We start from the raw sequence: 20,616 nt of genomic DNA on the forward strand, positions 1-20,616 counted from the left end.
GCGTCATGCTCCGTTAAGTCAATCGCAATGGGAGAGATGGATGGACTACGGAGCAAAGCTTGACGCGGAAATCGAAGCGCGGCGCGATGATCTTATTGCCCTAACTCAAGACCTGATCCGTATACCAACACTTAACCCACCCGGTGATTGCTATCTGGAGATTTGCGAATACCTCCGTGATCGGTTGGCCACTAAAGGCTTTGATGTGCAGCTTGTGCGAGCAGAAGGCGCGATTGGCGATTCTGACAAATACCCTCGCTGGAATGTTGTCGCTCGACGCGAAGGCGCGCATTCTGGTGAATGTGTGCATTTCAACTCGCATACCGATGTTGTCGAAGTTGGCCGCGACTGGACCTATGATCCGTTCGGCGGTGAGCTAGACGACGGCAAGATTTACGGGCGCGGCGCATGCGATATGAAGGGTGGCCTTGCTACATCGATCATCGCGGCCGAGGTTTTTGTTGACCTTTTCCCAGAGTTTTCTGGCGCGGTCGAAATTTCGGGAACGGCGGACGAGGAATCTGGCGGTTATGGTGGCGTGGCGTACCTTGCTGAAAAGGGGTTCTTCGCGCCGGAGCGTGTTCAGCATGTGATTATTCCGGAGCCGCTCAACAAAGACCGAATTTGCTTGGGGCATCGCGGCGTTTGGTGGGCCGAGCTTGAGACATTCGGCGAGATTGCGCATGGCTCCATGCCATTCCTCGGAGACTGCGCTGTTCGGCATATGGGTGCTGTTGTGCACGAGATGGAACAGAGCCTGTTCCCCGCGCTCGCTGAGAAACGCACCGACATGCCCGTTGTGCCAGAAGGGGCCAAGCAATCAACGCTCAACATCAACTCAATGCACGGCGGTATGGAAGAGCCGGAGGCCGATTATACCGGTTATCCTTCGGCCTGTGTTCCCGATAGCTGCCGCATGGTGCTCGACCGCCGATTCCTCATCGAAGAGGACATCAAAGACGTTCAGGCTGAAATTCAATCCGTACTCGACAAGGTAAAAGCGGAGCGCGACACGTTCCGTTATGATTTGCGCGAAATGCATCGTGTTTTGCCGACCATGACAGAAAAAGACGCGCCCGTTGTCACAACAGTGGCCGAAGCCATTCAGGATATCATTGGCGCACCCGCAGAATATGTTGTCTCTCCAGGGACTTACGACCAGAAACACATCGACAGAATTGGTAAGCTCAAGAACTGTATCGCCTATGGGCCAGGAATTCTCGATCTCGCGCATAAGCCAGACGAGTATATTGGCGTTGAAGATATGGTGGATTCTGCGAAAGTAATGGCGCGCAGCTTGGTCAAGATCCTTCTTGGCCATGATGAGATAACAGTTGGAGAACCAAAAATATGACAACACTTAGAACAGCGGCCGCCCTGACAAGTGCGCTTGCCCTTTGTGCGAGCCTCGGCACGGCCCATGCCGCGGGCGGAGATGTGACCGTCGGCTTGCAGCTCGAGCCACCGCACCTTGACCCGACAAGCGCCGCCGCTGGCGCAATCGATCAGGTGCTTTATTCCAATGTTTTTGAGGGTTTGACACGGTTTGGCCCAGATGGATCGATTAACCCCGGTCTGGCTAAAGATTGGGACGTTTCTGAAGATGGCCTGACTTACACGTTCCACCTGCAAGAGGGTGTGACCTTCCATGACGGCACCACAATGGACGCTGAGGATGTGAAATTCTCGCTCGACCGTGCGCGCGCCGAAGATTCCGCCAACGCGCAGAAAGCGCTGTTTGCCGATATCGCGTCTGTTGATGTAGTGGATCCCGCAACAGTCAAAGTTACGCTTTCCAAGCCGAACGGCAACTTCCTGTTCAATATGGCATGGGGCGACGCAGTTATCGTGGCGCCGGAAAGCATTGAGAACATCAAAACAAACCCTGTTGGAACTGGTGCTTTTACCTTCAGTAACTGGGTTCAGGGCGACCAAATCACCCTGACCAAGAACGCAGATTACTGGGGCGAGCCTGCCAAACTGGATTCTGCAACGTTCAAGTTCATCTCTGATCCAACCGCAGCTTTCGCGGCGGTGATGGCTGAGGATGTGGATGCCTTTGGTGGCTATCCTGCTCCTGAAAACCTGCCTCAGTTCGAAGCGGACCCACGTTTTAACGTGCTGATTGGTTCGACAGAAGGGGAAACCATCCTCTCGACCAATAACGCCCAGCCTCCATTTGACAATCCGAAGGTGCGCGAAGCTCTGGCTCATGCGATTGATCGCCAAGCGATCATTGATGGCGCGATGTTCGGGTATGGAACGCCAATCGGTACGCATTTTGCGCCGCACCATCCTGATTACGTCGATCTGACGGGGAACTCTGCGTATGATCCGGAGAAAGCAAAAGCACTGCTTGCCGAGGCCGGATTTGCCGATGGGTTTACAACGACGCTCAAACTGCCGCCGCCCTCCTATGCGCGCCGTGGTGGTGAGATCATTGCAGCACAACTGCGCGATGTTGGTATCGAAACAGAGATCAGCAACCTTGAGTGGGCGCAGTGGCTTGAGCAGGTATTCCGTGGCAAAGATTTCGGTCTGACGATCATTTCGCACACGGAGCCGCTTGATATCGGTATCTATGCAAACCCTGATTACTACTTCCAGTATGACAGCGCCGAGTTCCAAGGCGTTATGGCAGAGTTGAACGAAGCAACCGACCCGGCCAAACGATCCGAGCTGCTCCAAAAAGCCCAGACGATCATCTCCGATGATTACGTCAACGGCTACTTGTTCCAACTCGCTCAGTTGAGCGTGGTTAAGGCCAATTTGGTCGGTATCTGGGAAAATTCTCCGACACAGGCCACAGACCTGACCGCTGTTTACTGGGAAGAGTAACGGCACATTTTAACACCTGCTCTCGCCCGATCCCTGCGGGCGGGGGCTTAATCTCTCAATTGGTGCCCCTCAATACATGCTGCGATACACGCTCAAACGACTCCTTTCCCTGATCCTGAGCCTTCTGGTCGCAAGCCTTGTGATTTTCGCCGCGATCGAGGTCGTACCCGGTGATCCGGCGCAATATATGCTCGGCATCAATGCCCAAGAAGACACGCTCAACGCCCTGCGAGAGCAACTTGGCCTCAATCAATCTGTTGTATCGCGGTATTTTAGCTGGGTTGCTGGAATGGTTCAGGGCGATTTCGGCGTTTCCTACACATATCGAACGCCTGTGCGCGACATGGTTGCCGAACGGCTATGGATTTCGCTGCCGCTGGCTCTCTATGCGCTCGCACTTGCGATCCTCGTTGCATTTCCCGCAGGCATTCTTGCGGCGCGTAAACGGGGTTCATTCCTCGACTCAACCGTCATGGGGGTAACGCAACTTGGTGTTGCGATCCCGAACTTCTGGTTTGCGATGCTGATGGTTCTTCTCTTTGCCGTGAGCTTGCGGTGGTTCTCTGCCGGTGGTTTTCCTGGGTGGGACAATGGCTTCTGGCTCGCGATGAAGGCGCTGACATTGCCCGCTATTGCCTTGTCGCTTCAGCAAGCCTCGATCCTTACGCGGGTCATGCGCTCCTCGTTGCTTGACACATTGAGCGAAGATTTCGTTCGTACCGCCCGCGCCAAGGGGCTTTCGACGGGGCAGGCTCTCTGGCGTCATGCGCTGCGCAACGCGATGATCCCTGTGCTGACCATCATCGGCATGCAGTTTTCGTTCCTGATTGCCGGCGGCATCGTGATCGAGAACGTCTTTTTCCTACCGGGCCTCGGGCGGCTTATCTTCCAGAGTATTTCTCAGCGTGACCTCATCGTAGTTGAAAGTGTTGTGATGATCCTCGTCTTTGCTGTGATCATGGTGAATTTCGCGGTTGATCTGGCCTATGCCTTTGTCGATCCCCGTTTGCGGAGGCGTACATAATGCCAACGGCAAAACTCTCTCGCGCAATGCTGTTTGGCGCTTTCTTGTCGCTCCTGTTTATCAGCGCGGCGCTCCTCTCTTTTGTCTGGACGCCTTATAGTGTCGAAACGCTGGATATCGCCAACAAACTCCAGAAACCGAGCGCGGCGCATTGGTTTGGCACCGATCATTTCGGGCGAGATATCTTCTCGATGATTATGGTCGGCGCGCGCACCTCTATTGCGGTGGCGCTTGTTGCTGTTGGTATCGGCATGTTGCTCGGCGTGCCGCTTGGTCTGGCTGCGGCGGCCAAGCGCGGTGGGCTTCTTGACGAAATGATCATGCGCGGCAATGACCTTGTGTTTGCCTTTCCGCCTTTGGTGATTGCCATTATGATCACGGCCACGTTCGGCCCATCTGCGACCAATGCGATCATCGCCATCGGTGTGTTCAATATTCCTGTTTTTGCGCGGATGACCCGCGGCGCGGCAATTTCGCTCTGGACGCGGGATTACGTGTTGTCGGCCCGCGTATCAGGCAAGGGCGCGGCTCGCATTTCGCTTGAACACATTCTGCCAAACGTGGCCAACTTGCTGATTGTGCAGGGCTCTATTCAGTTTTCCGTCGGTATCATCGCCGAGGCGGCTCTGAGCTATGTCGGCCTCGGCGCACAGCCACCAATCCCAAGTTGGGGGCGGATGCTCGCGGAAAGTCAGACGATGATTTCTTTCGCGCCGCATCTTACCGTATTCCCCGGTATGGCGATTTTGCTGACGGTTCTAGGGCTGAACCTCGTCGGGGACGGCCTGCGCGACTATCTTGATCCTAAGTTGCGGAGGTCCAAGACATGAGCCTATTGTCGGTTGAAAACCTCTCGCTCTCCATCCACGGCACGCCGATCCTTAAGGATGTAAGCCTTTCGGTTGAGCAGGGACAGATCGTCGGAGTGATCGGTGAATCCGGTTCGGGCAAGTCGATGACGGCATACTCCGTGCTCAAACTACTCCCCAATGGCGCCGAGCAATCCGGCAAGATTCACTTTGACGGCAAAGACCTTGGAGCGGCGAGCGAACAGAATATGTGCGCGCTGCGTGGCAATGATATTTCGATGGTGTTTCAGGAGCCGATGACGGCGCTGAACCCTGTGAAAACCATCGGCGATCAAGTGGCCGAAACAATCCTGATTCACACAGACGCCAGCCGCTCAGAGGCGAGGGCTATGGCGCGAGAAGCGCTTGATCGGGTAGAGCTTCCGGCAGATAAATTTCCGTTATCACGTTATCCGCACGAGTTATCCGGCGGGCAGCGCCAGCGTGTCGTGATCGCGATGGCAATTGCCTTGCGGCCAAAACTGTTGATTGCGGACGAGCCAACGACCGCGCTTGACGTGACCACGCAGGAGCAAATCCTGAAGCTTCTCAAGAGGCTGGTCGAAGAGGACGGCATGGGCATGATCCTCGTGACGCACGACCTTGCTGTTGTCGCCAATCTGGCCGACCATTTGGTTATCATGAAGAACGGTGAGGTTGTCGAAACGGGCGGCGCGGACGCGCTGTTTACCACGATGAAACACCCATATACGCGCGCGCTGATCGCGGCCTCGGGCCATGTTCCGGCGCGGCATGAGCATGAAAGCACTGAGGCACCGCTTCTGGAGGTTCGCGACCTTGTTCGAGAGTACCCAACACCGCGCAGCGGCTTGTTTGGCGCGCCGGGGGTGTTTCGCGCTGTGAAAGGCGTAAACTTTGACATCAAACAGGGCGAGAGCCTTGGCCTTGTTGGTGAAAGCGGGTGCGGAAAATCGACGCTCACCCGCGCCATTCTCGGGCTTGAGGCTGCGCAGGGCGGCTCGGTTTTGATCGATGGTGCGCCGATCATCCGCGATGGCAAAGTTGATCGCCATGTGCGCCAAAAGATGCAAGTTGTGTTCCAAGACCCCTATGGCTCATTTAATCCGCGCCACAAGGTTTCGCGTTTGGTCACGGAACCGTTCTTCCTCCTAGACGAAAAGCCCAGCCCTGCCGAGCGAGACGCGGCCATTGCCGAAGCGCTGGAAAGCGTGGGGTTAAAATCCGAAGATCAGGACAAATATATCCACGAGTTTTCGGGCGGACAGCGGCAGCGGATCGCCATTGCACGAGCTTTGATTATCAAACCCAAGCTGATTATTCTCGACGAGGCTGTCTCCGCGCTTGATGTGTCGATCCGCGCGCAGATACTTGATCTGTTGGCGGATTTGTCGGCGCGGTTTGGCCTGACCTATCTGTTTATCTCGCATGACCTTTCTGTTGTTCGTGCGATCACGGATCGGGTTCTGGTTATGAAAGATGGCGAGTTTGTCGAGCGCGGCGAAACAGAAGCCGTGTTCACCAACCCGCAACACCCCTACACAAAGGCGCTGATCCAAGCGACGCCGCGCCTTCCTGAAACTGATGCTGCCTAGAGGAGCGATGTTATGAGCCTGACAGATATTTTGTGGTTCGAAACCGATAAGTGTTTCATTAACGGCCAATGGGTAAAACCATCTGGCGGAGAAACGCTCTCGCTCAAAAATCCCTCAGACGGAAGCGAGTTGTGCCAAATTGCGCGCGGGAATGCAGCGGATATCGATACAGCGGTTGACGCTGCCCATGCGGCGTTTGACGGAGGTTGGAACCATACCCCTGCCGCAGAGCGCGGACGGCTTCTGGCCAAGCTCGGACGATTGGTCCTGACACGCGTTGACGAACTCGCGCAGCTTGAGGCGCTCGATGTGGGCAAGCCATTGAAGCAAGCGCGCGCTGATGCGATTGCCATGGCGCGGTATCTTGAATTTTATGGCGGCGCAGCAGACAAGCTGCATGGCGAAACGCTGCCTTATCTTGATGGCTACACCGTTTATACCCTGCGCGAGCCGCACGGCGTGACGGGGCATATTGTTCCGTGGAACTACCCAATGCAGATCATTGGCCGCTCTGTCGGAGCGGCTCTCGCAGCGGGCAACACTGCTGTTCTGAAACCAGCCGAAGAAGCCTGCCTGACCGCGCTGGCCTTTGCTGATCTTGCGCGTGAAGTGGGGCTGCCTGATGGCGTATTGAATGTGGTTCCGGGCCTTGGGGCCGAAGCGGGCGCTGCACTTTCTGCGCACAGCGGTATCCACCACATCAGCTTCACAGGCTCTGTTGGCGTGGGGCAGCTGATCCAGTCAACCGCCGCGCAGAATGTCGTTCCTGTTACGCTTGAACTTGGCGGCAAATCTCCGCAGCTTGTGTTTGACGATGCGGACCTTGATGCCGCGCTGCCGTTCCTCGTGAATGCAGGAATTCAGAACGCGGGCCAAACATGTTCGGCTTCGTCGCGCATCCTCGTGCAGCGCGGCGTTTATGACGAGGTCGTGTCGCGCATGGCCGAGAAATATCGTGCGCTCAAAGTGGGGGCCTCTACTGATGATCTCGATGTTGGGCCACTCATTTCCGCGCGGCAAAAAGAAATTGTCGAAGGTTTCCTTGCTAAGGGTGCGGACCTTGAAACCGCTGCGCAAGGCGAAGTTGTCGCCGGTGCACCGGAGGGGGGATATTTCGTTCCGCCGACCCTGTTTGCAAATGTTCCCGCTGATCACACTTTGGCGCAGGACGAGATTTTCGGCCCTGTGCAGGTTGTTATCCCGTTTGATGACGAAGAGGAGGCGATCCGCATCGCAAACGGTACGGAATACGGCCTTGTTGCTTCGATCTGGAGCCAAAACGGCGCGCGGCAAATGCGGCTCGCCAAGGCGATCCGTTCTGGGCAGGTATTCCTCAACAACTATGGCGCTGGCGGTGGCGTAGAGCTTCCGTTTGGCGGCATTGGCAAATCAGGCCACGGTCGGGAGAAGGGGTTTGAGGCGCTCTATGGCTTCACCACGCTCAAGACAGTCGCGGCATATCACGGATAGGAATGGATCATGAAACTGAACGGAAAAACGGCGATTGTCACCGGTGGCGCTTCTGGCTTTGGTGCGGGGATTGCGCGCAAATTCATAGCCGAAGGCGCACGAGTCATGATTGTTGATATCAACGGTGATGCAGCCAAAGAGATGGCGCAAGAGCTGGGCGATGCCGCTGTGAGCTTTGAAGCGAATATGGCGAAAGTAACGGATGTTGAAGCGCTCGCAAAGGCGGCGATTGCCGAATTTGGCGCGCTTGATATCCTTGTGAACAACGCGGGTATCACGCATTTGCCTATGGCAATGGAAGAGGTGAGCGAGGAAGAGTTTGACCGCGTGTTGGCCGTAAACGCCAAATCGGTGTTCCTCACGGCGAAATACATCGTTCCGCACATGAAAGAGCGGGGGCAGGGCGCAATTCTCAACGTCGCCTCGACTGCTGGCGTGAGCCCGCGGCCACGGCTCTCGTGGTACAATGCATCGAAAGGTTGGATGATCACCGCGACCAAGGCGATGGCAGTTGAGCTTGCGCCGCTTGGCGTTCGGGTGAATGCGATCAACCCAGTGGCGGGCGAAACACCACTTCTTAAATCCTTCATGGGCGAAGACACACCAGAGGTGCGGGCAAAGTTCCTCTCGACGATCCCGCTTGGCCGTTTTTCCACGCCTGAAGACATGGGGGCGGCAGCGGCGTTTCTCTGTTCGGATGAAGCCAGCATGATCACTGGCGTCGCCATGGAAGTTGATGGCGGGCGGTGTATCTGATGAAGGTGGGCGCAAAAAACCTGATTACTGATGTGCCGGGAATTTATGTCGGCAATGCGCAGGATGATGCGTTGAAATCCGGCACGACGGTTTTGATCAGTGATGCGCCTTTCGTGGCATCGGTTGATGTAATGGGCGGTGCGCCCGGAACGCGAGAAACCGATTTGCTGGCACCAGATAAACACGTGGGTGCAGTGGATGCGCTCGTGTTGTCGGGCGGGTCTGCTTTCGGGTTGGATGCGGCATCGGGAGTGGTGAATGGATTGCGCGCGCAGGGGCGGGGATTTGCCGTTGGCGATGTAACTGTTCCGATTGTGCCCGCAGCGATCCTGTTTGATTTGCTGAATGGTGGTGACAAGGGCTGGGCGGACAATCCCTATCCCGCGCTTGGCGAGGCCGCTCTCGCAGATGCAAGCGAGGACTTTGATCTTGGTTCTGTCGGCGCAGGAACCGGCGCGCTTACTGGGTTTCTGAAGGGCGGACTTGGTTCCGCTTCGTTTGTGTTGAATTCCGGCATTACGGTTGGCGCTTTGGTGGCGTGTAACCCTATTGGCTCCGTCAACACTCCTGGTGAACGGCATTTCTGGGCGGCGCCATTTGAGATGGACGGAGAATTCGGCGGCCTCGGACCGGACCCGCGTGCGGGGCTTTGCTTGCCGCCGCATAGCCTTAAAGCGCCAGGGATCAACGAGCGCAGCAACACGACGATTGCGATTGTTGCGACGGACGCCAAGCTCAACAAGGCACAGGCCAAGCGGGTCGCGACAGCTGCGCAGGACGGTATGGCACGGGCGATTGTTCCGGCGCACACGCCGTTTGATGGTGATCTGGTTTTTGCGGCCGCCACAGGCAAACGCGAAATGGACGAGCCGGACAAGGATATGCTGCAGATCGGAGCTGCTGCGGCGCATTGCCTTGCGCGCGCAATCGCGCGTGGTGTGTATCACGCAAGCCCGAAGGCGGGAGATGTCTTACCCTGTTGGAAAGACTCACAAAAATCATAGCGGTATTCCAGCACCGTGAACGCGTCTGAAGCTCTTAAGAGTCCCTTCGTCGAATCGTCAGCAAATTTTATTTCGAATCACCTGCATTTTTTGCTTCCCAAAGTGATTCGCAGCGTGCTATCGATTCGATAAGAACAAAAAGAGCAGGCATACAGGCTTCTTTAAAAAAGCGCGGTTATAACGCGTGTTTACAAAATTGGCCGCAACCAAAACCAGACGGTGAAAAGCCGCGAAAATGGATTGCGATACGGTGGGCGCGATATGAGCGTCGGGACAGTGATGCAGCGCAATCGAGCAGATGCGCAGGCGTTTCTACAACATGAATGGGAAGGTCCGGCAGGCCTTCGGCGGTAATAAGAATAATTCGCCCATTCACAGACTCCGCGCTCACCGGCGCCATTTCAATTCTCCTCCTTGCAGGTTTCCGCTGATTTTACGCGATAATCCTTGTTTTGAGGCGTTGACTCTCCCTTACAGCGTTATATAAGCCACCCGTTCCCGGTCTTTGTTGGCCGGGATACTTGTTTTTTGGTGTTTGTGACCCCCGCGAGGGGATGTCTGTCGCCCAATGGAGTTCTCCGGCGGGAAAGGAAAGCACCTTTCATAGCCTGCACCTCGGTGTGGGAAACCTGAAAGGATCCAGCCGTGACTAAGCGTACGTCTGCCAAGCATAAAATCGATCGCCGCATGGGCGAAAACATCTGGGGCCGCCCAAAGTCTCCAGTAAACCGTCGTGAATATGGCCCAGGCCAGCACGGTCAGCGCCGTAAGGGTAAACTGTCCGACTTCGGTACTCAGCTCCGCGCTAAGCAAAAACTCAAAGGTTACTATGGTGACCTGACAGAGAAGCAGTTCCGCCGCATCTATGGCGAAGCCGAGCGTGTAAAAGGCGATACTGGTGAAAACCTCATTGGTCTGCTTGAGCGCCGTCTTGACGCTGTTGTATACCGCGCGAAATTCGTGCCAACAGTATTTGCTGCACGTCAATTCGTGAACCATGGCCACGTTCTGGTGAACGGCAAGCGCGTAAACATTCCGTCCTACCGCGTTAAAGAGGGTGACGTGATCGAAGTACGTGAGCGCTCCAAGCAGCTCGCAGTTCTGATCGAAGCGACACAACTCGCAGAGCGTGACGTTCCTGACTACGTTGAAGCCGACCACAGCAAGATGAAAGCCACATTCGTGCGCACACCTTCGCTCGGCGACGTTCCATACCCAGTTATGATGGAACCAAACCTCGTGGTGGAATTCTACGCGAAGAACTAATCTTCGCCGCACCATTGGAATTACAGAAGGGCTGCCATTTGGCGGCCCTTTTTGTTTGCGGCTAAAGTGGTAACGGTCGCCCCTCAGCAATGCTTTCCATTGCGAAATAGCTGGTGACGCTGTCCAAATCGACGCCCTCGATCAGGCGCTGGTAAACTTTGTCATAGCTGTCCATCGACTCGGTCACGACCTTAAGCTGATAGTCATAGTCACCGCCGATGCGGTGAAAATCCACCACCTCCGGAATGGTCAGCACGTGGCTTCGAAAATCCTTGAGCCATTGCGCGGAGTGGTGCCGCGTTTTGAGCATCACGAAAACCACGAGTGACAGACCAAGCTTTCGACGATCAATCCGCGCGGTGGAACCATTGAGCACGCCGGCCTCTGTCATTGCTTGAAGGCGCCGCCAGCAGGCGTTTTGCGATAGGTTGACCCGTTCGGCCAAAGCGCGTTGCGAGAGGGACGAATCCTTTTGCAGTTCCGCAAGGATTTTTCTGTCCATTTGATCTAAGTTTTCTGACTTCATGCATTATTTGACAACGAAAATGGTAGTTTTGCAATGAACTTTGGGTCAAATTTTTCAGAATTTTGGGGCAATCTATGCGCAACGCAAAGGAATACCCATGTCACTGACCCAATTTCGCTCCGATATCACTGTTTCTGACCCGCTCGCATTTTTTCGTGCCGGGCTAATTGGTGAGGGAATGATGATCCCTGGTTCAAAAGGCGATGTACCACTTATTTATGCAGATTATGTTGCCTCTGGTCGCGCTCTGAAACAGGTCGAGGAGTTTGTCGCCTCACAGGTTCTGCCCTATTACGCCAATACCCACACACAAGCGTCGTTTTGCGGCGGATATATGACCCGACTGCGCGAGGACGCACGGGCAGAGATCGCTCGTTTGGTTGGCGCGGATGACGATTGCTCGGTGATCTTCACGGGGGCAGGGGCGACAGCGGGCTTAAACCGTTTGGTGGCACTTCTGGGTGTTAATGAAGCGGTTAAGCCTGTCGTGTTTATCGGGCCATACGAGCATCATTCCAACATTCTTCCTTGGCGTGAAAGCAAAGCGGAAGTCATTGAAATTCCCGAGGCCAAAGGCGGCGGGATCGACCTTGAGGCGCTTGAAACCGCGCTTGAGGACCATCGCGATTGCGACGTGAAAATCGGAGCGTTTTCGGCAGCGTCGAACGTTACCGGAATTCTGAGCAATCAGGACGAAACCACCAGGCTGTTGAAAACTCACGGAGCCTTGGCGGTCTGGGATTTTGCGGGGGGTGGCCCGTATATCCCGATCGATATGGGGCGGGGAGACACGGCAAAAGACGCTGTTGTAACTTCGCCCCATAAATTTCCGGGTGGTCCGGGCGCAACTGGTGTCATGATTGTGCGGAACTCTGCGACACAAAGAGAAAAGCCATGTTTGCCGGGGGGCGGCACCGTTAGCTTTGTGTCACCATGGGGGCATACGTACTCCGATAATCTTGCTGTACGCGAAGAAAGCGGAACGCCGAACGTCATTGGGGATATTCGTGCGGCGCTTGCTTTCATGGTTAAGGATGCCATTGGCGAAGAGCGGATTGCGGCGCGGGAAGCGGCGTTTGCCGAGCGCGCCATGGCAGCCTTTCAGGCTCACCCTCAAATTCAAGTGCTCGGCCACGATACTGCTCATCGCTTGCCGATCTTTAGCTTGATGATCACCGATGTGAATGGAGCCCCTGTGCATCAGCAATTGTTTACGCGGATGCTCTCTGATCTGACGGGCATTCAAACGCGTGGCGGATGTGCATGTGCGGGGCCCTATGCGCATCGCCTTCTGGAGTTGTCGCAAGAGGAGTCTGACGAGCTCTTTGCTGATCTTCAAGCGGGAGCGGAGCTGCGCAAGCCGGGATGGGTGCGACTCAACTTTAGCTATTTGATGACGGACGAGACTGTAGATCACATCATTTCGTCGGTGCTGAACCTTGCGGAAACCGCGCATATCGAGGCAGAAAACTATACTGCCTGTCCGAAAACGGCGCGTTTTGCACCACGGCAAACTGCCGCCTGAACGTGACTTCCTCGCCACGGCGTGGCGCAAAGCTTGCCCAAACTGTGCAGGAAGGCTCCCTGCGTGCTTTTGCGTGTGGATTTGATTGGTAAGCCTCGCTAAAACGGCCCTAACAAGGAGAGCCGTTCATGAGCGCAGAGATCAGACCTCAACCGGGAATTTTGGAAATCGCCCTCTATGAGGGGGGGAAGTCCAAAATTGATGGGGTGAGCAATACCGTCAAGCTGTCCTCCAACGAGAACCCGTTTGGCGCATCCGAAGCAGCAAAAGAGGCCTTTTCCCGCGCTGTTCATGAGCTCCACCGCTATCCGTCCTCTGATCACGCTGAACTGCGCGCGGCCATTGCCGAGGTAAACGGGCTTAATGCATCGCGGATCATCTGCGGGGCGGGGTCGGACGAGATCATCGCATTTCTTTGTCAGGCTTACGCCGGAGCAGGCGATGAGGTGGTCTATACCGAGCACGGGTTTCTGATGTACCCCATCGGCGCTCATGCCGCAGGCGCGACGCCTGTTAAAGTGAAAGAGCGCGAGCGTGTTGCGGATGTAGATGCGATTTTGGCCGCCTGTACTGGCAAAACCAAGCTGGTGTTCCTTGCAAATCCAAACAACCCAACAGGCACGATGATCGGTCAAAGCGACCTTGCGCGCCTTGCCGAAGGTTTGCCACCACAGGCTATCCTCGTGATTGACGGGGCCTATGCGGAATATGTTGAGGGGTATGATGGCGGCGCGTCTTTGGTCGAGGCGCGCGACAATGTTGTTATGACGCGGACGTTTTCAAAGATTTACGGGCTTGGCGGATTGCGTGTTGGCTGGGGGTATGGACCACAGCATATCATCGACGTTCTCAATCGAATTCGCGGGCCGTTCAACCTTTCGTCAGCGGCAATTGCAGCCGCAGAAGCCGCCGTGCGCGACACCGACTTCGTAGAAAAATGCCGCGCGGACAACACGAAAAACCGCGCATGGCTCGCAGAAGCACTGGCTGAGCTTGGGGTTCCATCAGACACCTCAACCGCAAACTTTGTTCTGGCGCGTCTTGCCGATGAAACCGAAGCAGATGCTTGCAATGAGTTCCTCGCCAACGAAGGCCTGATCGTACGCAAGGTTGGCTCTTATGGTTTGCCGAACTGTTTGCGGATTACGGTGGGTGATGAAGCCTCTTGCCGCCGCGTGGCCCATGCGGTTGCCCAATTCAAAGGGGCGCAAAAGACGCCTGGAAAAGAGTAAACATGACCACCGATACCCCCGTACAGGCCCCGATTTACAATCGCGTCGCCCTTATAGGCTTGGGATTGATTGCATCGTCCATGTATTGGGCGATCAAGCGTGGCGGATTGGCAAACGAAGTAACAGGCTATGCTCGTAGCACCGAAACCCGCGAGACAGCGCGGGAAATAGGGTTGTGCGATCGGGTATGTGATACGGCGATTGAAGCCTGTGAAGATGCGGATCTTGTGGTTCTGTGTGTACCTGTTGGCGCGATGGAAAGTGTTGCGCGGGAGATAGCACCAGCACTTAAGAAAGGCGCGACGGTAACGGATGTTGGCTCGGTCAAGAAGTCTGTGATCGAGGCTGTTGGCCCGCATATCCCCGACGGTGTTCATTTTGTTCCCGGTCATCCGCTTGCAGGAACGGAGCATTCCGGTCCGCGCTCTGGGTTTGCTGAATTGTTTGATAATCGTTGGTGCCTTTTGGTCCCTGTCGAGGGGAGCGACCCTGCGGAAGTCGCGCGGCTACGTGCGCTTTGGGAAGGGATGGGGTCCAACGTCGAGGAAATGGAAGCAGACCATCATGATTTGGTGCTTGCCGTCACGAGCCACGCGCCGCACCTCATCGCTTATACAATGGTTGGTGTTGCTGATGATCTCCGGCGCGTAACGGACAGCGAAGTTATCAAATACTCGGCTGCGGGCTTTCGTGATTTCACCCGTATTGCCGCGAGTGATCCGACGATGTGGCGCGATGTGTTCCTGACCAACAAAGAGGCGACACTCGAAATTCTGGGTCGCTTCACGGAGGAGCTTTTTGCGCTGCAACGTGCGATCCGAACCGGTGATGGCGAGCATCTTCAAGACTATTTCACCCGCACCCGTGCAATTCGTCGCGGTATCATCGAGGCGGGGCAGGATACCGATGCGCCTGATTTCGGGCGGATCAAGAAAGACGCCACATGATCCGCCTTTGCACCATAGCCCTTGCGCTCTGTCTCGGGGCTGAGGTGCAGGCCAACGCGCCGCAAACATCGCTTTTACCGGTTGCGCGACCGATCGATGTAAGGACCCAACCCGAACCGATTCAGCGGGTTTCACTCGTTCCTGTCTATTATAACGCCAAGATACGCCCCGCACCGCGCCCAGTTTCGCACGGGGGCAAGCCATACGTGAAAATCGCAGCGGCGGCCCCAGTTCCAGCGGCGAGTGTCCCCGTTAAGCTGGTGACATCGCAACAAGCTGTGCGCCTCTCGCTGCGCCCTTTGCCTCGGCCAGCAAATGTACCCCGTGCATTAAGCGGCGGCGCGCCCGCAGAAATAGCCAAGACTGCTGCCGTTAAAGTCCCTGAGCCGATCCCGACGAGCAAAAAGGGCTCGATCTGTGGCGTGCGCCAAATCCGAGGGCAAAAAGTTTCGGCAATCCCGGGGCGGATTAGGGGCTGTGGCGTTGGTAACCCCGTGCGTGTGACCTCTGTAGCAGGAGTGGCGCTCTCGCGTCCTGCGCTCATGGATTGTAACACGGCCAAGGCGTTGAATACTTGGGTGGCGGACGGAGTGGTTCCAACTATCGGGCGGCTTGGCGGTGGCGTGAAACGTATTAATGTCGTTGCGCACTATGCTTGCCGTACGCGCAACAACAAGAAGGGCGCGAAAATTTCGGAGCATGGCAAGGGCAAGGCCGTGGACGTCTCGGGTATTACGCTTAACAACGGGGTTGAAATAGCTGTGTTGAAAGGCTGGAACTCCAAGGCACAGGGCAAGCTCCTGCGCGCGATGCATCGCGAAGCCTGTGGCCCCTTTGGCACCGTACTTGGCCCCAACTCAGACCGGTATCACCGCGATCATTTCCACTTTGACACCGCGAGCTACCGAAGTGGTCCCTACTGCAAATAGAGCTGGAGCGGCGGTAGATACCCAAGTGTGACAAAGCCAAACTTGATCGTACCCTGCGTTACGGTCAGAGGAGCTGTGAAATCTGTTTCGGGGCTCTCTGTGCTGGCAAGATTTGTCAGGATATCGCGCAGTGGCTCTTCGAATTCCGGATCAAGCAGCCCGCGCGCTTTTGCTTCATCATAGAGCGGTTGCCAGTTTTGCGCGGTGATCAAGAGAGTGCCGTCGGCATAGCCGAGGGAATCCAGGGTGAGGTCTCCCTCAAACCGCAGCAGGCTTGTACCCATCTCTAGCTCCGCTTTGTGCAGAGTAAGCGAGGTTGGGTTTACTTGCGTGGCATAGGAAATCGGCGCGTCAAACCCGAGCGTGGCGTCAGCGAATATTTCCTGAATCGCCAGAGGCGCTTGGTTTGGCGCTCTTAGATCAACGCCGTTAAGGCGCAGACCGATGTGGTGGTCAAAACTGTCTTGAACCTGTTCGGACGCAAGCGAAACACTTGCAGCCGTAAGGTCTCCTTGCGCGTCGCTTGCGATCTTTACGCTCTCACCTGACAACTGGAAGCGGTCAAGCGCGAGGCTCTTATTGGCCTCGACAACAAGGCTCGCGCGCAACCGCTCGGTGCCTATGTTGTAGGTCGTTCCGTCAAACCTAAACTCCTGCTCGTTCGGCCAAACCGCGATGAGGTGGTTTGGGCGATAGCTAAGGGCGAAAAGCTGGAAGAATGGCGCTTTCCACGCAATCCGCTGGTCAGGCGTGGCGGCGTCAATATTCTCGATCGTTGTGTCAAATCGGCTTGGGAAGCCGCGCGTATTGAGGTTGGAATATTCAAATGTCGCGCCGTCTTCGCGCGCCTGCTCGATCAGCTTGGCGGCGTTGCTTTCTACCGCCGAGGAACCGACAAACCAATATCCGCCCCACAACACAAATAGTGCTATCACCAACCCCACCAAAAACCGCATCTCTAACCTTTCCATCGCTGCGCCCCTGTTGTTTATAGAGAGGGTCAGGAAAGGACCAGTCAAATGACAGACACGCCACTGTGGGTTTTCGGGTATGGATCGCTGATTTGGCGGCCGGGGTTTGAGTTCCGCTCGAAACAAATCGCGCGGCTGTCTGGGTATCGGCGCAGTTTTTGCATGCGGTCGATCCACTATCGTGGCACGGCAGAGCAGCCAGGTCTTGTCCTCGCGCTTGATCGGGAAGAGGGCGCCCATTGCGATGGGATCGGCTTTGAAATTGCCCCCGAACAGGCTGATCAAACGCTCGAGTACCTGCGCGAACGCGAACTGATTTCCTATGCCTATAACGAGGCCACGCTGCCGCTTGATCTCGAGGATGGGCGGCAGGTTATGGCCGTGACATTCGTGATGAATCCTGAACACGATCAATACTGTGGCCGCCTCTCGCTCGAGGAGCAGGCCGAGATCATCGCGCGTGCCGAAGGTACCTTTGGCCCGAACGTGGATTACCTCGAAAACACGACCTCCCATTTGCGCGAATTGGGGATTGAAGACCCCGAACTGATCCGCCTCCGCGAATACACCCGAAAAATTCTCTCCTAAGGCGCGCTTCTCGCATTTAAACATTGGCTTAGCTGTCCCATCGGCCTATGTTACCCACAACAAAAACAGCGCCAGGATGTCCAAAATGGACTTTGCGGAACGCGAGGCCGAGCCCGAATTTTCAAAACCTATCCGCCAGATTACGATCATGCTTATCGTGCTGGGGCTTTTGGCTGCGGGGGCTTGGGTTGCCCTACCGCGGATTTTGCCGTTGTTTGTGGCCAATATTTGGCTTAATGGCTTTATTTGCCTTGTGTTTGTTTTTGGGGTGCTCGCCTGTTTCTGGCAAGTGTTACAGCTCTTTAGTTCGGTGAACTGGATCGTTGGCTTTGCGTCCAACCGCATCGGCCACGAGCTTGTTACCGCACCGCGTCTTTTGGCTCCTCTGGCTGCCCTCCTGCGATCACGCGGGGCGCGGATGCAGATCAGTTCCTCCTCGGCCAGTTCGATTCTGGATTCGGTCGCGACGCGGATTGATGAGGCGCGGGATATCACGCGTTATATCGTTAACTTGCTGATTTTCCTTGGCCTTCTCGGAACTTTCTACGGCCTCGCCACAACTGTTCCGGCTGTTGTTGAAACCATCCGATCACTAGCGCCCCAAGAAGGCGAAACCGGCGTCGCGGTATTCGAGAAGCTGATGGCTGGCCTTGAGGCGCAGCTTGGCGGTATGGGAACGGCCTTCTCCAGCTCGCTCTTGGGGCTTGCCGGCTCGCTGGTTGTTGGCCTTTTGGAGCTTTTTGCGGGCCATGGTCAGAACCGTTTTTACCGCGAGTTGGAAGAGTGGCTCTCCACGATTACGCGTCTCGGCTTTTCCTCTGGCGAAAGTGAAGGGCATAGCGAATCCGGCCAGATGGTGGCGGTGCTTGACCATATGGCCGAGCAGATGGAAGCGATGCAAACCATGTTCACACAGTCGGATGTATCGCGTTCGATGGTGGATGAGCGGCTTGGCAACCTCGTTCTTGCAGTTGAAAACCTAACTCAGACCATAAGCCAAGGGCCGGAAACGACTGCGTTGCAACGCGTCGCCGAAGGGCAGGAACGTTTGATTGAAACGCTCCAGAGCCGTGCTGGCGCAGCGGACACAGGCAATGTCGATGCGGAGAGCCGGATGCGGCTGCGGTCTATCGACGTGCAACTCCTTCGGATTCTCGAAGAGATTTCGGCGGGTCGTCAGGAATCGATCACCGATCTGCGCACGGATATCGCAGGGCTAACCAACATCATCCGCCAAGCAACCCAAACAGATCCGCAGGGCTGACATGGCTCTTAGTCGGCGCACAGGTCAAAGGTTCCAAGGGTCAATCTGGCCCGGTTTTGTTGATGCGATGACGGCGCTTTTGCTGGTTCTGATGTTTGTATTGACGATCTTTATGGTCGTGCAATCTGTCCTAAGAGAGACAATCACAGGGCAAGAAACGCAGCTTGATGAACTAAGCTCACAGGTGATGAGCCTCGCTGACGCTCTCGGGCTAGAGAAGGAAAACAGCGCGGCCCTGCGCGATGAAGTTGGCCGTTTAACCGCGGGGTTGCAGGATGCCGCGGATGAGGCCGACGTACAGGCGCGATTGATCGCCAGCCTGACCGCGCAGACTGAACAGCAAGCAGATGAACTTGCCCAACAACGCGCCGCTATCACAAGCTTTGAATCACAAGTGGCTACGCTCTTGTCACAGCGGGATGATGCGATTGCACGCGGCGATGATCTTGCCACGACGCTTACCGAGGCCGAAGCTGCAAACGCCAGACTGATTGATGAGAAGGAAGCATTGCAGCTTGCTCTTGCCAGTGCCCGTGAAGAGATAGACGCAAGTGTTGAAGAGGCGCGGTTGGCAGCGGCCAAACGAGAAGCGCTCGAAGCACTGATCGCCGATTTGCAGCAAGAAAGCGAAAGTCAGGAAACATCGCTCGCCGCTCTCGCTGCGCAGCTTGATGAGGCGCAACAGCAGTATCAAGCGCTCGAAGCCGAAACTTCCGACTCGCAAGAACAAATTGAAGCGCTTGAGGCGGAACGTCTGGCCGAGAAGGCCGCTGCTGAAGCGCTTCGCGCGCGATTGGCAGATACAGAAGGTGCCTTGACCGAACTTGAGAAAGAGAAACTGGCCGAAGCCGCCGCCGCAGAAGCGCTTCGCCAGAAACTTGCCGAGGCGGATACCGAACTTACGGCGATGACACTCGCGCTAGAGGCCAAACGCAAAGAGGCGGAAGATACGCTGACTTTGCTCGCTGCCGCGGAGCTTGCTCAGGCAGACCGCGCAAACGAAGCAGAAAGCGCAATGAGCGAAGTCGAAAAGCAACGCGCTCTGCTGGCGGTTGCCAACGATCGCCTTGCCGAGGAAGAAGCTAAATCCGCAGAAAGTTTGCGGCAGGTGGCATTGTTGAATGAGCAGGTTTCTGAACTGCGCATCCAGCTTGGATCGCTGCAAGCGATGCTGGATGAGGCTGATGCCAAAGATGCTGCTGCCGAGGTTCAAATTCAGGCACTTGGCTCTCGGTTGAATACTGCGCTTGCCCGCGTTGCATCCGAAGAGAAAAAGCGCCGTGCCCTAGAAGAAGCAGAGCGCCGTAGGCTCGAGCTGGAAGCCCAAGCGCTGCGGGATCAAACACAAGACCTCGCTAGGTATCGCTCTGAGTTTTTCGGGCGCCTGCGCGACCTGCTCGGAACGCAAGAAGGCGTTCGGATTGAAGGGGATCGCTTTGTGTTTTCTTCCGAAGTGCTGTTCGCGCTTGGCGCGGTGGAGCTGTCCGAAGAAGGGAAGGGCGAGGTGGCTAAAGTTGCGGCGATCCTTAAGTCCGTGGCCGACCAAATTCCACCAGAGATCGATTGGGTGATCCGCGTGGATGGCCATACGGATAACATTCCTTTGGTCAGCACCGGCAAGTATCGCGATAACTGGGAGTTGTCGCAGGGGCGCGCTCTTTCTGTTGTGCGTTATATGGTTGACGCGTTGGGCATACCGCCGGATCGTTTGGCGGCAAACGGCTTTGGGGAATACCAGCCTGTGAACCCAGCGGATACGCCGGAAGCGCGCGCGCAGAACCGGCGGATTGAGTTGAAATTTACCGAGAAATAGATGCCCTCATGGCGCTGAGACGAAAAAGCCCCCGCGAGATG

The 20,616-nt window shown here is 55.9% G+C and carries 18 protein-coding genes; 16 read left to right on the top strand and 2 right to left on the bottom strand.

The window, feature by feature from the left end; translation table 11 throughout:
- The first annotated feature begins 40 nt into the window (after nt 1-40).
- From N9C89_RS03760 to rpsD, 9 genes are all read left to right on the top strand, one after another.
- Nucleotides 41-1,354, top strand: coding sequence for an acetylornithine deacetylase/succinyl-diaminopimelate desuccinylase family protein (locus tag N9C89_RS03760; protein ID WP_263952501.1), 1,314 nt, complete (start codon nt 41-43; stop codon nt 1,352-1,354).
- Nucleotides 1,351-2,838, top strand: coding sequence for an ABC transporter substrate-binding protein (locus N9C89_RS03765; RefSeq protein ID WP_263952502.1), 1,488 nt, complete (start codon nt 1,351-1,353; stop codon nt 2,836-2,838). The genes N9C89_RS03760 and N9C89_RS03765 overlap by 4 nt, the downstream gene beginning before the upstream one ends.
- Before the next feature lie 76 nt (nt 2,839-2,914).
- Nucleotides 2,915-3,862 carry an ABC transporter permease gene (locus tag N9C89_RS03770; RefSeq protein ID WP_263952503.1) on the top strand — a complete coding sequence of 316 codons (948 nt, stop codon included), beginning with the start codon at nt 2,915-2,917 and terminating at the stop codon, nt 3,860-3,862.
- Nucleotides 3,862-4,692, top strand: a complete 831-nt coding sequence (locus N9C89_RS03775; protein ID WP_263952504.1) for an ABC transporter permease — start codon at nt 3,862-3,864, stop codon at nt 4,690-4,692. Before N9C89_RS03770 ends, N9C89_RS03775 begins: the two co-directional genes overlap by 1 nt.
- Complete coding sequence (locus tag N9C89_RS03780; RefSeq protein WP_263952505.1) at nt 4,689-6,284, top strand: ABC transporter ATP-binding protein; 1,596 nt, start codon at nt 4,689-4,691, stop codon at nt 6,282-6,284. The genes N9C89_RS03775 and N9C89_RS03780 overlap by 4 nt, the downstream gene beginning before the upstream one ends.
- 12 nt (nt 6,285-6,296) lie before the next feature.
- Nucleotides 6,297-7,754 (top strand): aldehyde dehydrogenase family protein, encoded by a 1,458-nt coding sequence (locus N9C89_RS03785; protein WP_394358469.1) that lies wholly within the window; start codon nt 6,297-6,299, stop codon nt 7,752-7,754.
- Between the two features lie 9 nt (nt 7,755-7,763).
- Nucleotides 7,764-8,510, top strand: a complete 747-nt coding sequence (locus N9C89_RS03790; RefSeq protein WP_263952506.1) for an SDR family oxidoreductase — start codon at nt 7,764-7,766, stop codon at nt 8,508-8,510.
- Nucleotides 8,510-9,514, top strand: coding sequence for a P1 family peptidase (locus N9C89_RS03795; protein WP_263952507.1), 1,005 nt, complete (start codon nt 8,510-8,512; stop codon nt 9,512-9,514). Before N9C89_RS03790 ends, N9C89_RS03795 begins: the two co-directional genes overlap by 1 nt.
- A gap of 645 nt (nt 9,515-10,159) precedes the next feature.
- Entirely contained in the window at nt 10,160-10,780 is a 621-nt protein-coding gene (rpsD, locus tag N9C89_RS03800; RefSeq protein ID WP_263952508.1) for a 30S ribosomal protein S4, read from the top strand.
- Between the two features lie 61 nt (nt 10,781-10,841).
- Here rpsD and N9C89_RS03805 read toward each other — a convergent pair whose 3' ends face one another.
- Entirely contained in the window at nt 10,842-11,282 is a 441-nt protein-coding gene (locus N9C89_RS03805) for an Lrp/AsnC family transcriptional regulator (RefSeq protein ID WP_263952509.1), read from the bottom strand.
- 121 nt (nt 11,283-11,403) lie between these two features.
- Between N9C89_RS03805 and N9C89_RS03810 the strand changes: the two genes are divergently transcribed.
- The 4 genes from N9C89_RS03810 (at nt 11,404) to N9C89_RS03825 (ending at nt 15,939) form a co-directional block, all read left to right on the top strand.
- Complete coding sequence (locus N9C89_RS03810) at nt 11,404-12,831, top strand: aminotransferase class V-fold PLP-dependent enzyme (protein ID WP_263952510.1); 1,428 nt, start codon at nt 11,404-11,406, stop codon at nt 12,829-12,831.
- A 128-nt stretch (nt 12,832-12,959) separates the two neighbouring features.
- On the top strand, nt 12,960-14,063 hold the full coding sequence (hisC, locus tag N9C89_RS03815) for a histidinol-phosphate transaminase (protein WP_263952511.1): 1,104 nt from the start codon (nt 12,960-12,962) through the stop codon (nt 14,061-14,063).
- Between the two features lie 2 nt (nt 14,064-14,065).
- Complete coding sequence (locus tag N9C89_RS03820; protein WP_263952512.1) at nt 14,066-15,010, top strand: prephenate/arogenate dehydrogenase family protein; 945 nt, start codon at nt 14,066-14,068, stop codon at nt 15,008-15,010.
- The gene (locus N9C89_RS03825; RefSeq protein WP_263952513.1) at nt 15,007-15,939 is read left to right on the top strand and encodes an extensin family protein; all 933 of its coding nucleotides are present in this window, start codon (nt 15,007-15,009) and stop codon (nt 15,937-15,939) included. Before N9C89_RS03820 ends, N9C89_RS03825 begins: the two co-directional genes overlap by 4 nt.
- Here N9C89_RS03825 and N9C89_RS03830 read toward each other — a convergent pair.
- On the bottom strand, nt 15,927-16,874 hold the full coding sequence (locus tag N9C89_RS03830) for a DUF2125 domain-containing protein (RefSeq protein WP_263952514.1): 948 nt from the start codon (nt 16,872-16,874) through the stop codon (nt 15,927-15,929). The genes N9C89_RS03825 and N9C89_RS03830 overlap by 13 nt on opposite strands.
- 84 nt (nt 16,875-16,958) lie before the next feature.
- Here N9C89_RS03830 and N9C89_RS03835 point away from each other — a divergent pair, with 84 nt between their 5' ends.
- The 3 genes from N9C89_RS03835 to N9C89_RS03845 all read left to right on the top strand — a co-directional run bounded on the left by N9C89_RS03835 (nt 16,959) and on the right by N9C89_RS03845 (nt 20,575).
- Nucleotides 16,959-17,498, top strand: a complete 540-nt coding sequence (locus N9C89_RS03835) for a gamma-glutamylcyclotransferase (RefSeq protein ID WP_263952515.1) — start codon at nt 16,959-16,961, stop codon at nt 17,496-17,498.
- Nucleotides 17,499-17,583: 85 nt separating this feature from the next.
- Nucleotides 17,584-18,762: a biopolymer transporter ExbB gene (locus N9C89_RS03840; RefSeq protein WP_263952516.1), complete on the top strand. Its 1,179-nt coding sequence runs from the start codon at nt 17,584-17,586 to the stop codon at nt 18,760-18,762.
- 1 nt (nt 18,763) lies between these two features.
- A complete protein-coding gene (locus N9C89_RS03845; RefSeq protein ID WP_263952517.1) occupies nt 18,764-20,575 on the top strand; it encodes a peptidoglycan -binding protein in 1,812 nt (603 codons plus the stop codon).
- Nucleotides 20,576-20,616: the final 41 nt, after the last annotated feature.

It is taken from the genome of Halocynthiibacter sp. SDUM655004 (genome assembly GCF_026015885.1).
Classification (GTDB): Bacteria; Pseudomonadota; Alphaproteobacteria; order Rhodobacterales; family Rhodobacteraceae; genus Falsihalocynthiibacter; species Falsihalocynthiibacter halioticoli.

What these genes read in the sequence shown, in the direction of transcription:
- N9C89_RS03760 (WP_263952501.1), top strand. Translation starts at nt 41, where the DNA reads ATGGACTACGGAGCAAAGCTTGACGCGGAAATCGAAGCGCGGCGCGAT.
- N9C89_RS03765 (WP_263952502.1), top strand. Translation starts at nt 1,351, where the DNA reads ATGACAACACTTAGAACAGCGGCCGCCCTGACAAGTGCGCTTGCCCTT.
- N9C89_RS03770 (WP_263952503.1), top strand. Translation starts at nt 2,915, where the DNA reads ATGCTGCGATACACGCTCAAACGACTCCTTTCCCTGATCCTGAGCCTT.
- N9C89_RS03775 (WP_263952504.1), top strand. Translation starts at nt 3,862, where the DNA reads ATGCCAACGGCAAAACTCTCTCGCGCAATGCTGTTTGGCGCTTTCTTG.
- N9C89_RS03780 (WP_263952505.1), top strand. Translation starts at nt 4,689, where the DNA reads ATGAGCCTATTGTCGGTTGAAAACCTCTCGCTCTCCATCCACGGCACG.
- N9C89_RS03785 (WP_394358469.1), top strand. Translation starts at nt 6,297, where the DNA reads ATGAGCCTGACAGATATTTTGTGGTTCGAAACCGATAAGTGTTTCATT.
- N9C89_RS03790 (WP_263952506.1), top strand. Translation starts at nt 7,764, where the DNA reads ATGAAACTGAACGGAAAAACGGCGATTGTCACCGGTGGCGCTTCTGGC.
- N9C89_RS03795 (WP_263952507.1), top strand. Translation starts at nt 8,510, where the DNA reads ATGAAGGTGGGCGCAAAAAACCTGATTACTGATGTGCCGGGAATTTAT.
- N9C89_RS03805 (WP_263952509.1), bottom strand. Translation starts at nt 11,282, where the DNA reads ATGGACAGAAAAATCCTTGCGGAACTGCAAAAGGATTCGTCCCTCTCG.
- N9C89_RS03810 (WP_263952510.1), top strand. Translation starts at nt 11,404, where the DNA reads ATGTCACTGACCCAATTTCGCTCCGATATCACTGTTTCTGACCCGCTC.
- hisC (WP_263952511.1), top strand. Translation starts at nt 12,960, where the DNA reads ATGAGCGCAGAGATCAGACCTCAACCGGGAATTTTGGAAATCGCCCTC.
- N9C89_RS03820 (WP_263952512.1), top strand. Translation starts at nt 14,066, where the DNA reads ATGACCACCGATACCCCCGTACAGGCCCCGATTTACAATCGCGTCGCC.
- N9C89_RS03825 (WP_263952513.1), top strand. Translation starts at nt 15,007, where the DNA reads ATGATCCGCCTTTGCACCATAGCCCTTGCGCTCTGTCTCGGGGCTGAG.
- N9C89_RS03835 (WP_263952515.1), top strand. Translation starts at nt 16,959, where the DNA reads ATGACAGACACGCCACTGTGGGTTTTCGGGTATGGATCGCTGATTTGG.
- N9C89_RS03840 (WP_263952516.1), top strand. Translation starts at nt 17,584, where the DNA reads ATGGACTTTGCGGAACGCGAGGCCGAGCCCGAATTTTCAAAACCTATC.
- N9C89_RS03845 (WP_263952517.1), top strand. Translation starts at nt 18,764, where the DNA reads ATGGCTCTTAGTCGGCGCACAGGTCAAAGGTTCCAAGGGTCAATCTGG.